This is a genomic window from Pseudomonas sp. LBUM1661 (assembly GCF_059695925.1).
On record NZ_CP166794.1, the window covers coordinates 4,837,096 to 4,850,368 of the forward strand.

13 protein-coding genes are annotated in these 13,273 nt (G+C 60.2%); 7 read left to right on the top strand and 6 right to left on the bottom strand.

Translation table 11 applies throughout. From position 1 onward, the window contains the following. Positions 1-182 precede the first annotated feature (182 nt). Both ACA057_RS22100 and ACA057_RS22105 read right to left on the bottom strand, forming a co-directional pair. Positions 183-917 (bottom strand): thioesterase II family protein, encoded by a 735-nt coding sequence (locus ACA057_RS22100; RefSeq protein ID WP_497342322.1) that lies wholly within the window; start codon positions 915-917, stop codon positions 183-185. 167 nt (positions 918-1,084) lie between these two features. Next, positions 1,085-2,257, bottom strand: coding sequence for an MFS transporter (locus ACA057_RS22105; RefSeq protein WP_497342324.1), 1,173 nt, complete (start codon positions 2,255-2,257; stop codon positions 1,085-1,087). 259 nt (positions 2,258-2,516) lie between these two features. Between ACA057_RS22105 and ACA057_RS22110 the strand changes: the two genes are divergently transcribed. Then, entirely contained in the window at positions 2,517-4,352 is a 1,836-nt protein-coding gene (locus tag ACA057_RS22110; protein ID WP_497342326.1) for a glycoside hydrolase family 15 protein, read from the top strand. A 305-nt stretch (positions 4,353-4,657) separates the two neighbouring features. Beyond that, complete coding sequence (locus tag ACA057_RS22115; RefSeq protein WP_497342328.1) at positions 4,658-5,560, top strand: alpha/beta fold hydrolase; 903 nt, start codon at positions 4,658-4,660, stop codon at positions 5,558-5,560. Here the strand turns inward: ACA057_RS22115 and ACA057_RS22120 are convergent. Continuing rightward, a complete protein-coding gene (locus tag ACA057_RS22120) occupies positions 5,529-6,512 on the bottom strand; it encodes a GlxA family transcriptional regulator (protein ID WP_497342330.1) in 984 nt (327 codons plus the stop codon). The two genes, ACA057_RS22115 and ACA057_RS22120, sit on opposite strands and share 32 nt — an antisense overlap. A 90-nt stretch (positions 6,513-6,602) precedes the next feature. Here ACA057_RS22120 and inhA point away from each other — a divergent pair, with 90 nt between their 5' ends. Then, entirely contained in the window at positions 6,603-7,289 is a 687-nt protein-coding gene (gene inhA / locus ACA057_RS22125) for an isonitrile hydratase (RefSeq protein WP_497342332.1), read from the top strand. 60 nt (positions 7,290-7,349) lie between these two features. Here inhA and ACA057_RS22130 read toward each other — a convergent pair whose 3' ends face one another. Next, positions 7,350-8,087, bottom strand: coding sequence for an SDR family oxidoreductase (locus ACA057_RS22130; RefSeq protein ID WP_401358760.1), 738 nt, complete (start codon positions 8,085-8,087; stop codon positions 7,350-7,352). A 189-nt stretch (positions 8,088-8,276) separates the two neighbouring features. Here ACA057_RS22130 and ACA057_RS22135 point away from each other — a divergent pair, with 189 nt between their 5' ends. After that, positions 8,277-9,197 carry an AraC family transcriptional regulator gene (locus tag ACA057_RS22135; RefSeq protein WP_497342335.1) on the top strand — a complete coding sequence of 307 codons (921 nt, stop codon included), beginning with the start codon at positions 8,277-8,279 and terminating at the stop codon, positions 9,195-9,197. A gap of 178 nt (positions 9,198-9,375) precedes the next feature. After that, positions 9,376-9,582 (top strand): hypothetical protein, encoded by a 207-nt coding sequence (locus tag ACA057_RS22140; RefSeq protein ID WP_497342337.1) that lies wholly within the window; start codon positions 9,376-9,378, stop codon positions 9,580-9,582. Positions 9,583-10,146: 564 nt separating this feature from the next. Here the strand turns inward: ACA057_RS22140 and ACA057_RS22145 are convergent. Beyond that, positions 10,147-11,175, bottom strand: a complete 1,029-nt coding sequence (locus tag ACA057_RS22145; protein WP_497342339.1) for an IS110 family RNA-guided transposase — start codon at positions 11,173-11,175, stop codon at positions 10,147-10,149. A 419-nt stretch (positions 11,176-11,594) separates the two neighbouring features. Next, on the bottom strand, positions 11,595-12,083 hold the full coding sequence (locus tag ACA057_RS22150) for an SRPBCC family protein (RefSeq protein ID WP_497342341.1): 489 nt from the start codon (positions 12,081-12,083) through the stop codon (positions 11,595-11,597). A 223-nt stretch (positions 12,084-12,306) separates the two neighbouring features. Here ACA057_RS22150 and ACA057_RS22155 point away from each other — a divergent pair, with 223 nt between their 5' ends. Further along, positions 12,307-12,705, top strand: a complete 399-nt coding sequence (locus ACA057_RS22155) for a GFA family protein (RefSeq protein ID WP_497342343.1) — start codon at positions 12,307-12,309, stop codon at positions 12,703-12,705. A 63-nt stretch (positions 12,706-12,768) separates the two neighbouring features. Further along, positions 12,769-13,170 carry a lysozyme inhibitor LprI family protein gene (locus ACA057_RS22160; protein WP_497342345.1) on the top strand — a complete coding sequence of 134 codons (402 nt, stop codon included), beginning with the start codon at positions 12,769-12,771 and terminating at the stop codon, positions 13,168-13,170. Positions 13,171-13,273 lie beyond the last annotated feature (103 nt).

Genomic DNA, 13,273 nt, shown 5'->3' on the forward strand with positions numbered 1-13,273 from the left:
CGAATGCAGACCGGAAAAATTAGCGAATGAGAACAACTATCAGAAAGGAGGTAGAACGCGGAGTGTGAGGGTGACAAAAATCCTTGTGGGAGCGAGCCTGCTCGCGATGGCGGCCTGTCATTCACATCTATGTTGAATGTGATGCCGCTATCGCGAGCAGGCTCGCTCCCACAGGGATTGTGTCAGGCGCTGGCGGCCGTGGCGTGCCGCCGATGATGAACCTCCAGCTGATCCTTGATCACCCGCAGCACCTTGGCTTCATGTTCATGGATAAAGAAGTGCCCGCCCGCGAGCATGTCCACGGAAAAACTGCCGTGGGTTTCCTTGCTCCAGCCGATCAACTGCTCGGTGGTCGCGCGGTCGGCCTTGCCGCCGAGCACATGCACCGGGCACTTGAGCAAGGGCCGCTGCTGCGGTTCGAAACGCCCGCACAGCAGAAAATCCGCGCGCAGTACCGGCAGCGTCAAGCTCATCAACTCTTCGTTAGCCAGGACTTCTTCGCTGGTGCCATTGAGGGTGCGCAATTGCTCGATCAGTTCGGCATCGGTTTTCGGCTCGGCGAAACCCCGGTCGTAGTCGGCACGCAGCGTCGGCGCGGCCGTGCCCGAGGCGAACAGCGCCACCGGTTCCGGGCAACCCAGCGAGCGCAAGGCATGGGCCATTTCACAGGCGAGCAACGCACCCAGGCTATGGCCGAACAACGCGTACGGCGCCTTGAGCGTGGCTTTTTGTTCATGGGCCAATTGCAGCGCCAGACGCCGCATGTCGGTGTGCAACGGTTCGCCAAACCGCGCGCCACGGCCCGGCAACTCCACCGGCTGCAGCTTGAGCCACTCCGGCAGTTTGCGCCGCCAGCGGCTGTAGACCATGGCACTCGCGCCCGAATAGGGCAGGCAGAGCAAAGTCAGCTGGGTCACCGGGTTTACCTCGAAAGTTGTCTGTAATAGAGAACGGATGAGGCAGGTCTCGAATTAGTCGCAGAACAACTGTGTGCGAGCCTGCTCGCGAAAGCGGTTCATCAATCAACATCGATGTTGACTGACACTCCGCCTTCGCGAGCAGGCTCGCTCCCACAGTTAAATCTTCATTTCAAATGGCGATAGCTTTGCAGGGCGGAACCGAGGACGACGGCCCCGGCGGCAATCGCCACCCAAAACCCGCTGCGCGCGCCGAACGCGTCTATCAGCCACCCGGAACTCGCGGCGCCGATCGCCACGCCGATGCTCAACCCGGTGACCAGCCAGGTCAGGCCTTCGGTGAGTTTGGCCGGCGGTACGATTTGCTCCACCAGCGCCATTGCCACGATCAACGTCGGCGCAAAAAACAGCCCGGCGACGAACACCGCCAGCGACAGCCCGAGAATGTTCGCCGCCAGCAGCAACGGCAAGGTGGTCACCGCCGTCGCCACGCCGCCGTACAGAAACAATCGAGGCAGCGGCACTTTCGAACGTAATGCCCCGAACGCCAGCCCGGCCAGGCACGAGCCGATGGCGTACACCGACAGCACAATACTCGCCGCCGCCGGTTGCCCCTGCTGCTGGGCGAACGCCACGCTGACCACATCCACCACGCCGACGATGGTGCCCATGGCGACCATCAACAGCATCAGCAGCTGAATCTCGACCGAACGAATGATCGAGCGTTGATGGTGCTCTTCATGGGGATGCACCGGTGGCTCGGTGCCGCGCTGCAAGACAAACGCGGTGACCCCGATCGCCAGCATCAGCAACGCCGCCAACGGCCCGGCCTCGGGGAACGCCACCACGCACAAGCCCACCGACAGCGGTGGCCCAACGATGAAGCACAGCTCGTCGAGCACCGATTCCAGCGCATAGGCGGTTTGCAGTTGAGGCTGGCCGCGATACACCTCGGTCCAGCGCGCCCGGACCATCGCCGACATGCTCGGCATGCACCCGGCCAGTGCGGCGAAGACGAACAATGTCCAGGTCGGCGCTTGCAAGCGCGTGCAGAGCAACACCATCAGCAATGCCCCGCCGCCCAGCAATGCCGACACCGGCAAAATCCGCCGCTGACCAAAACGATCAACCAGCCGGGAAACCTGCGGCGCGCAGAATGCCGTGGCCAGGGCAAACGTCGCCGCCACTGCACCGGCCAGTCCGTAGCCACCCTGTAACTGCGAGAGCATGGTGATCAGGCCGATGCCGGTCATGGAGATCGGCATGCGCGCGATCATCCCGGCCAGCACAAAAGCGCCACTGCCTGGGGCGTTGAATAATTCGCGGTAGGGGTTTGCCATGGGGGTGCGGGTCTCGACAATGGCCTGCAAGTGTCCACAAAGGCTGATCGCGAGGGAAGCCGCCAATTGTTGGTGGAATGTGAAGACCCCATCGCGGGCAAGCCCGCTCCCACAGTTAAGCGGCGTACACAAATCAATTGTGGGAGCGGGCTTGCCCGCGATGAGGCCAGCAAAGCCACTGTCCTCGCTCCGACAAATGAACTCTCCACCGTCCAAACCAGTCAGCTAGTTAAGCCCTCGACGCAAGGCTTCACCCGTCATGCAGAATTCCCACGATCATCACCCCGAACGACAAAGCGCCATCGACGCCCACGGCATCATCGGCGACATGCGTAGCGCGGCACTGGTCAACGACAAGGGCAGCGTGGACTTTTTCTGCTGGCCCGAATTCGACAGCCCATCGATCTTCTGTTCGCTGCTGGACACGCCCGAGGCTGGCATTTTCCAACTGTCGCCGGATTTGCCCGATGCCCGCCGCGAACAGATTTATCTGCCGGACACCAACGTGCTGCAAACCCGTTGGCTCAGCGACCGCGCCGTGGTCGAAGTCACTGATCTGCTGCCCGTCGGCGACAGCGAGGATGATTTACCGATGTTGATGCGTCGGGTACGGGTGGTCAGCGGCCAGGCGACATTCCGCATGTGCTGCGCCGTGCGTCATGACTACGCGCGCGCCAAGACCCACGCGCGCATGGATCAGAAGGATGTGACGTTCGACGCCGCCAACCAGCCGTCCCTGCGCCTGTCTTCGGATCAGTCCTTGAGCATCGACGGCAATGCGGCGGTCGCCGAGTTCACCCTCGATCAAGACCAGAGCGCCGAGTTCCTGCTCGGCGGCATCGACGACCCACGCTTCAAGGAAGGCGCTGCTGCGCTGTGCATGGAGCGCACGCTGAAGTTCTGGCGCGACTGGATCGGCCAGTCCAACTATCGCGGTCGCTGGCGGGAAATGGTCAATCGCTCGGCCCTGGCCCTGAAGCTGCTGACCTCGCGCAAACACGGCGCGATCCTCGCCGCCGCGACCTTCGGCCTGCCGGAAACACCGGGCGGCGAACGCAACTGGGATTATCGCTACACCTGGATCCGCGACGCCTCGTTCACCGTCTACGCCTTCATGCGCCTTGGCTTCGTCGAGGAAGCCAACGCCTACATGCGCTGGCTGCGCGGGCGGGTCAGCGACTGCCACGGCAAATCGAAGAAACTCAACATCCTCTACGCCATCGACGGCCGCCAGGAGCTGCCGGAAACCGAACTGCCGCACCTGTCCGGACATGGCGACGCGACACCGGTACGCATCGGCAATCAGGCGTACGATCAGGTCCAGCTCGACATCTTCGGCGAGCTGATGGACGCGGTGTACCTGGTCAACAAGTACGGCGAGGCCATCTCCCATGAAGGCTGGAAACACGCCGTGGAAGTGGTCGACCAGGTCTGCGAAACCTGGGAGCAAAAGGACGTCGGCATCTGGGAGATGCGCGGCGAAGAGCATGACTTCCTGCACTCGCGCCTGATGTGCTGGGTCGCCGTGGACCGGGCCATCCGCCTGGCGTCCAAACGTTCATTGCCCGCGCCTTTCGCCCGCTGGGACCAGACAAGGCAGGCGATCTACGTAGACATCTGGGAAAACTTCTGGAACGAAGAGCGCGGGCATTTCGTCCAGTACAAGGGCGGCACCGCCCTCGACGGCTCGATGTTGTTGATGCCGCTGGTGCGCTTCGTCAGTGCCAAGGATCCGCGCTGGCTCGCCACCCTGCAAGTCATCGAAAAAACCCTGGTGCGCGACGGCATGGTGTATCGCTATCGCAACGAAGACACCCGGATCGACGGCCTGCCCGGCACCGAAGGCGCCTTCGCCGCGTGCTCCTTTTGGTACGTCGAATGCCTGGCCCGGGCGGGTCAGGTGGAAAAGGCTCACCTGGAGTTTGAACAACTGCTGAGGTACGCCAATCCGTTGGGGTTGTATGCCGAAGAGCTGGACAGTCACGCTCGGCATCTGGGCAATACACCACAAGCGCTGACGCATCTGGCACTGATCAGCGCGGCGAGTTTTCTCGATCGGAAATTGAGTGGGGAGAAGAATTTCTGGCAGCCGTGAAACCGCGTCGCCTCAATCGCGGGCAAGCCCGCTCCCACAAGGATTCTCGGTGTAAACACAATTGTGTGAGCACCACCAAACCCTGTGGGAGCGGGCTTGCCCGCGATGGGGCCATCAGCCAACCATAAGACCAACAGGCTGAATCTCTACCTAAAAAGTACGTTGCGTGGGGAGTATCTGGATGTTGATTTGGATGAAGATCACGCCCTGACATGTTCGCGGACCAAAATGGTGGACCTTTACGCCGGATCGATCGAAGTACTTCAATCGGATGGCGGAAGTGGAGTCCTGGGAGAAAGTATCGAATGAACAATCAAGCGTTGATCCAATATGTCCTGACCCCGAGCCTGAATCTCGCCTACGAAGAGCACGGCCCCGCTACCGGCGACCCGATCATCCTGCTCCACGGTTTCCCCTACTCTCCCCGCGCCTATGATGAAATCGCTCCAGTCCTCGCCGGCAAGGGCTACCGCGTCATCGTCCCGTACCTGCGCGGTTACGGCCCGACCCGGTTCAACAGCCCCGACACCCTGCGCTCCGGCCAACAAGCCGCCCTCGCCCAGGATTTGCTCGATCTGATGGACGCTCTCTCCATCCCCCAAGCCGCCCTCTGCGGTTATGACTGGGGCGGCCGGGCAGCGTGCATCGTCGCGGCGCTGTGGCCGGAGCGGGTCCGCTGCCTGGTCAGCGGCGACGGCTATAACCTGCAGAACATTCCCACATCAACCCAGCCGCGAGACCCGGAAACCGAGCATCGCCTCTGGTATCAGTTCTATTTCCACACGCCGCGCGGTGTCGAAGGCCTGACGAACAATCGCCGGGCCTTATGCGAATTGCTCTGGAAGTTGTGGTCTCCCACCTGGGCCAAGGGTCCTGAGTTGTATCCGCTTAGCGCCCCTGCGTTCGACAACCCGGATTTTGTCGACGTGGTGATCCAGTCCTATCGCCACCGGTTCATGTATGCGCCCGGCGATCCGGCGCTGGAGTGGATGGAAGCAGCGCTCACCCAACAACCACCGATCAGCGTGCCAACGATTTCCCTGTGCGGTGCCGACGATGGCGTCGGACCCGCTGCCGAAATCGACGACGACATCGAACATTTCACCGGCCCTTATGAGCGCCGGGTGCTGGCGGGCGTCGGGCATAACATTCCCGAGGAAGCCCCGGCGGCAACGGTCAAAGCATTGCTGGATCTGCTGGAGGGCTGACGGAAAACCGCTCGCGATAGGCTTGCGGCGTCACGCCCATGGCCCGCAGAAAACTGCGGCGTAGCGTCTCTTCGCTGCCGAATCCGCATTGCATGGCCACCCGTTTGATCGGCACGCCGGTATCGCTGAGCAACCGGCGCGCCGTCTCGACCCGAATCAGCTCGATGGCCCGCGCCGGGGTCTGACCGGTGTCGGCGCGGTAGTGGCGGACGAAGCTGCGTTCGCTCATGCCGGCCTGCAAGGCGAGGGTCGGGATGCCCAAATCCATGGTGAGGTTTTCGCTGATCCAGGCATGCAGATCGTCGAAACGGTCGCCTTCTTTTTGCAGCGACAGGGTCACGCTGAACTGTGATTGCCCACCGGGCCGCTTGAGGAAAACCACCAGTTGCCGGGCCACTTCCAGGGCCATGCTGCGGCCGAGGTCTTCTTCGACCATGGCCAGCGCCAGGTCAATACCGGCGGTGACCCCGGCCGAGGTCCACACCGGGCCGTCGTTGATGAAAATCGGGTTGGGTTCGACCTGCAGTTTTGGATGCTTTTGCGCCAACTGATCGCAACGGGTCCAGTGCGTGACCACCCGCCGCCCATCGAGCCAGCCACTGGCCGCCAGCAAAAACGCTCCGGTGCACACCGACGCCACTCGCCGGCAGCCCGTCGCATGTTCACGCACCCACGCCACCAACGACTGATCGTCCGCCGCCGTATAAACCCCCCAGCCACCGGCGATAATCAAGGTGTCGCTGCCCTCCTTGGGCAGCGGTTCGGCCAGCAGCACCAGCCCCGCCGACGACATCACCGCCCCGCCGCCGCTGGCAATCACCGTCGGTGCATACGGCAGCGCCAGCCCTTGCTGGCGTGAGATATCGTTGGCCGAGGCGAACACTTGCAACGGCCCGGTCACATCGAGCAGTTGCACATTGGCAAACGCGAGCACGTGAATGGTTTTAGGCATGATTGGCGTAATTCGTGGGGATATTGGCGTATACGCCAAATCCTACGAGCCTACAGTGAAGCCGTCCACCCACTTCATGAGAAAAAAGCCATGACGTTGCAGATCGGTTTTCTGTTGTTTCCTCAAGTTCAGCAACTGGACCTGACCGGCCCTTACGACGTACTGGCCTCGCTGCCGGACGTGAACGTGCATTTGATCTGGAAGGACCTGGTGCCGGTCACCGCAAGCACAGGCCTGGTGCTGAAACCCACCACGACCTTCGCCGATTGCCCGGCGCTGGATGTGATCTGCGTGCCCGGCGGCAGCGGCGTAGGGCCGTTGATGGAAGATGACGAGACGCTGGCCTTCATCAAGGCCCAGGCAGCCAATGCGCGTTATGTCACGTCGGTGTGCACCGGCGCGCTGGTACTCGGCGCGGCGGGCCTGCTGAAGGGCAAACGCGCCACCACGCATTGGGCCTATCACGAACTGTTGGCGCCGTTGGGGGCGACTCCGGTGAAGGATCGGGTGGTGCGCGACGGCAATCTGCTGACGGGGGGCGGGATCACCGCAGGGATCGATTTTGCCCTGACCCTTGCCGCAGAGTTGTTCGACAAGGACACGGCAGAACTGGTGCAGTTGCAACTGGAATACGCTCCGGCGCCACCGTTTGCCTCGGGCAGCCCCGAGACAGCGCCGGTCAACGTGTTGGAGGAAGCGCGCAAACGTGCGGCCGGCTCGTTGAAATTGCGCTCGGAAATCACCGAGCGTGTTGCAGCGAAACTCGACCGCCAGTAAATGGCACGGCTGCGGGGATCAATTCCCCCCGCAGCTGGTTAGTCAGACTGGTAAAACCGATCAGAACGGACTGGCCGTCGGCCGCACGATCAGTTCGCTGACGTCGACATCCGCCGGTTGATCGATGGCGTAGGCAATGGCCCGGGCAATCGCGACAGCAGGAATCGAAATCTTGCGGAATTCACGCATTTCAGCGCGGCCACCGGCATCGGAAATGCTCTCGGCCAGATCCGATTCGGTCACCCCCGGAGAAATCACCGTTACCCGCACATCACCACCGACTTCCTGGCGCAAGCCTTCAGAGATCGCCCGTACGGCGAATTTGGTGGCGCAGTACACCGCGGCCGTCGGGCTGACGGCGTAGGCACCGATGGAGGCGATGTTGATGAACTGACCGGAACGCTGGGCCTGCATCAGCGGCAAACCGGCGGCGATGCCGTGAAGGACGCCGCGAATATTGACGTCGATCATCCGGTCCCACTCATCGACCTTCAGCGCTTCGAGTTTCGACAAAGGCATGACCCCAGCGTTGTTGACGATCACATCGACCCGACCAAAACGCTCGACAGCAAAATCGATGAACGCCTGCACGTCATCGCGACGGGTGACATCGACCGCTCTGAACGCCGCGCTCTGGCCGGCCGCGTCAAGCTCTGCGACCAGTGTTTCCAGGCGGTCGACACGCCGGGCACCGAGCACGACGCGGGCGCCCTGACTGGCCAGAAGACGTGCGGTGGCTTCGCCGATTCCGCTGCTGGCGCCGGTAATGACAACGACTTTGCCTTGAATGCTGGACATGATTGTTTTCCTTGATCTGGGTAAGGATGTTGCGACAGGTCCAGATTAGGGACGGTTTGAAGCGCCTCGTTAGCCGATTCCTCCTGGGTTCTTGCACAATCCTGTAGAGGCGAATAGCGGCGGTGGTCGACTCGCGCACAATCGGTTTTACTAACCCGACCCCATTATTGGCCTGGGAGAGTGATGAACATGTCGGCATCTACTTCCGCGAATACCCTCGATCTGCGTCGTGCCGAACTGGCGAGCCTGATGAAACGGTTTGCGCCGCAGTACGGCGTCCACGCCACGGCGATCAAGGACTTGCACCTGATTCGCAGCGATCACCCCACCGAAGACTTGCACACCGTGCACAAGCCAGGCCTGTGCGTGATCGTCGACGGGCGCAAGGAAGTGCGTCTGGCCGCGGAAAGCTACGTGTATGACCCGCTGAATTACCTGGTGGTGTCCGTCACCCTGCCCTTGGCCGGCAAGGTGATCGAGGCCAGCCCGGAACGGCCTTACCTGTGCCTGCGGCTGGACATTGACCCGGCGCAGATCTGCCGCTTGATCGCCGATGTCAGCCCGATTGGCGTTCCTGCTCCACGAAGTTCCGGACGTGGGCTATTTCTGGACCGGATCGACGCGCCGCTGCTCGACGCCGTGTTGCGCTTGCTGCGGTTGCTGGAAACCCCGGACGACATCGTGCACCTTGCGCCCTTGGCACAGCAGGAAATCTTCTATCGGTTACTGCGTGGCGAGCAGGGCCAGCGCTTGCATGAAATCGCCATCCCTGACACCCAGACCCACCGCATCAGCCGGGCCATCGAATGGCTGAACAGCCATTACGCCGAACCGCTGAGCATCGAAAACCTGGCGCAGATGATCAACCTCAGCACCTCGGCGCTGCATCACCGCTTCAAGTCGGTGACAGCCATGAGTCCGTTGCAATACCAGAAACAGCTGCGCTTACAAGAAGCGCGGCGGCTGTTGATGTTGGAGAGCAGCGACGTTTCGTCAATCGGCTACAAGATGGGTTATGAAAGCCCTTCGCAGTTCAGCCGTGAATACAGCCGCCTGTTTGGCGCCTCGCCGAGCAAGGACATCGCCCGCCTGCGGGCCCAGGCGCGCTAACGGTTTTATGCACGCAAACAGGATCAGGCAAACCAAGGGCAGCAATCGTCTAACGCCAGCACCCGCCCCGGCCCTAATCTGAACCCCATGCAGAAAGACACCTGCAACGGGTTCAACAGATCATGATGACCTGCAAGACCCGGCACTCACACCTTTGATTACGACCGGAGTCACCGCCATGAAAACGCTCAGCCAATTGATCGCCCTTGCCACTTTTGCCTTCAGCGCCAGCGCATTTGCTGTTCCGAGCCATCAGGAAGATCGCTTCTTCACTCAGGTTACCGAACAGCAACAAGCGGTTGCGGCGGATGGCTCGGACCATACACCCGGCATGCAAGTGGCCGCCGACGGTTCCGACCGCACACCCGGCCAGCGCCTCGCATGAAAACCCTTTGCATAAAAAAAGCCCGGCCAATGTGCCGGGCATTTTTTTGACCGGCCTTTTATGCCAGACGAAAAAAAACCCGCCTAAGCGGGTTTCTCAAGACCATTGCGACATCCTGTCAGCAGCCATCCTGGCCTATGGTCGATCATCCGTGATCCTGAGTGCATCCTGCGACTCAGTTGATGGGTCCAGATTAATCACATCGGTTAAGGGTAAACAGAGGACATACCAGCGCCCCAGCGTAAGCCTTTGACCATTTCAGCCACAAAGCCTCTCCATGTAGCAGCTGCCGAACGCAGCCTTCGGCAGCTGCTACATCTATGGTTACCCCCTTTTCTGCAATACTGTTTTTGATGCGTGTTTGGCTTGCTTTCATCTATCCGGCGTCTGAGTGGGGTTATGGCCCCGCGCCTCGATGAGAATCGATGCCTAACGACCCTAATTAGAGTGACGGCCTTACAGCCGTGTAGCAGCTCAGGGTTGTCGTCAGGCCGGTTGGCCGTTCACGTCATCAGTTATCCAGCATCGCAAAACCAGGTGGGTGGTGCTCGGGTGACAGCGGGGTCAGGCGTTCATCGCGGCTGGCCCCGCATCGAATTCAGTGTGGTGGGCCGCAATCGCCCAGGCGATCCTTGCCAGCTTGTTGGCCAACGCACAAACCACGAGATTGGAGTGATGGTGGGACGCTATTAGCTGGCGGACCCACTCCGCCAAAGCGCCTTTTTGTCGGTCTACCTGAATCAAATAAACCCGGGCGCACTGGATGAGCAGGCGCCTCTGGTTTCGGTCGCCGCGTTTACTAATGCCCAACAGCACGGTCTTGCCGCCCGTGGAATGCTGTTTCGGCACCAAGCCGATCGAGGCCGCATAGCCTCGGCCGCATTTGAACTGTTTGCCATCGCCCAACTCGGCAGCCAGGACGGTGGAGGTGATCGGGCCGACACACGGCATGGTCATCAAGCGCGCCGCCAGATCATCTTCAGCGGCCTGGCACTCCACGTCCTTGTCCAGCGCCTTGACCTGCCCATCCAGATAGTTGAAGTGCCCATGCAGCAGCATCAGATTTTTCTTGATGCGTTCAGAAAATGAACTCACTTCAAGCAACGCTGGAAGCTCTTTGATGGCTTTGAAGCCGACTGCCAGACTGACGCCCACCTCCAGCAGGGCTGCGTGAATCCGATTGACGGTCGCAGTGCGGTCTTTAATGAACGACTCACGTATCGAGTTGGACATGGCCAGCGCCTGCTGGGCTTGGGTTTTGGGCGGCACAAAACGCATCGTGGGCCGGGTCGCCGCCTCGCAGATTGCCTCGGCATCTGCGAAGTCGTTTTTGTTGCTTTTCACGTAAGGACGCACGAGATGAGGCGCAATGAGTTTGGGCGTGTGCCCCAGCTTTGCGACCTCTTGCGCCATGAAGTGGGCGCCTCCGCAGGCCTCCATCACGACTGTGCAGGACTCCAGGTTGGCCAGATACTGAATGAGCGTCATCCGATTGAATTTTTTGCGGCAAAGCTCATGACCGCGATCATCTTGCGCATGCAGGTGAAAGGAGTGTTTTCCCAAATCAATGGCGGCAATAGCTACTTTGTTCATGGCAACAGTCTCCGATGAGCCCCCGGTGAAAGCTTAGTGGGCGGCGATCACAGGGGGCGGCGGGGGTAGCCATTTCATTAGGGTGAAAATACGCCAGCGCTTTTCGATAGACGAAAAAAAACCCGCCGAAGCGGGTTTTTCCCAAGACCAAGTCGACTCCCTGTCGATAGCTTTCCTTGCTGATGGCCGATCGTCCGTGATCCTGAAACACTTCCTGTGCTTCAGTTGATGAGGCTAGATTACGCATCGGATCCAATCTGTAACAGGCGACATAGTGACCATAGCGTGTAAGACATTCGCTATACCCGCCCTTCCGAAAACCCTTAGAAATGTCAGCCATCGAGCCTGGAGGCCGCGATTTTCGTGACCTGCAGCTGACCTTCAGCGGCCAGCGCGGCTGTCGTACTAACACCCGGCGATCACTCCTCCTGACGCTCGCGAGCCTTGGCGCTGGTTTTCAGAAACTCTTCGATATTGTTCATCTGCTCATCCCAGCCCCGGCTGTCCATGCGAAATGCCTTGAGACGGCGCGTCTGCGGAATGTGATCGAAACCGGACTCGACGACCGTCAGCAAGGTGCCTTCATCCATGTCCTGCAGTTCAAACTTCACCAACGTGGTGGGTTCCTGGGAGTAGTCCACGTCCGGCTCCACCGCATACGGATGCCAGCGAAACGAAAACACCCGCTCCGGCTCGACCCGCTCAACCAGTACATTCCACAGCAAATGTTCATAACCAGGGTACGTTATCTGCCCCTGGGTCCATTCACCGGCGACAAAACGCTTGCCCTCCAGTGCCACGCCAAACCACTGCCCAAAGGCTTCGGCGTTGGCCAGCACGCGCCAGACATGCGAACGCGGCGCTTTTAACAGGATCTTCCTTTCGATGCGATCTGATGCTGGGTTCATACGTCACCTCCTGTAATGAACAGTAGGCCTGTAAGACCACAAGACCCACCCTAAAGTTGTATCAATCGGGCTTCGCAATCAACCCTGAGTGAAATATTCGGCTGACTTTTTAACCTGTAGCACGGATTTGAAGGCAAGAGTCGGCGGCCTGAAGCTGCTAACGTTTGCACATCAGACAAGAAGATTGGCTCCCCCTAACCACTCATTCTCACTGGGAAATATCATGAACAGCCTGCACGGTAGCTGCTTATGCAAAGCCATCGAATACGAACTCGATAGCCTGGACATGCCCATCAGTCATTGCCACTGCCAAACCTGTCGCAAGGCCCACGCGGCGGCGTTCGCTTCGACTGCCGGGGTCATGCGCGAACACTTTCGCTGGACCAAAGGCCAGGATCGGCTAAGCAGTTATGAATCGTCGCCGGGCAAACTTCGGCATTTCTGTTCGCTGTGTGGCTCGCACTTGGTGGCGGAGCGTTTGGCCCAGCCGCACGTCATTGTTCGTGTAGCGACATTGGATGTTGATCCGCAAATGACGCCTCAAGCGCATATCTGGACCTCCCATGACGTGCCGTGGCTTGAATATGAGGCGATTGAAAAACACCCTGAATGGCAGGCATAGATGTCTGATCACGCCGCAGCGCTACACTGCACGTCAACTTTCAATGTCACAGCGAGAACCCCCATGCACCCACGCTTTCTCCTGGCGCTGACGCCTCTGCTGTTCAGCACCCTCGCCCATGCCGTGGACTGCGACAACGCCACCGATCAGACCACGATGAATCAGTGTGCGGCGCAGCAGAACAAGGCCGCCGACAAGGAGTTGAATGCGCTGTACCAGCAGATCACCACGCGTTTGAAGAGCAACCCCGACAGCAAGAAGCTGCTGATCGGTGCACAGCGAGCGTGGGTGGCGTTTCGGGATGCCGAGTGCAAGTTCTCGAGCGCCGGGGTGGAGGGTGGGAGTGTGTATCCGCTGATCTACAGCAATTGCGTTACTGAATTGACCAAGGCGCGGGTTGAGACGTTCAAGAATTACTTGAAGTGTCAGGAGGGGGATTTGAGTTGTCCGGTGCCTGGGGCTTAGTTTTCGAGCGCACTCCGGGACCTCTTCGCGAGCAAGCCCGCTCCCACATTCGACCGAATTCTTTCAGAACGAATGCGATTAAATGTGGGAGCGGGCTTGCCCG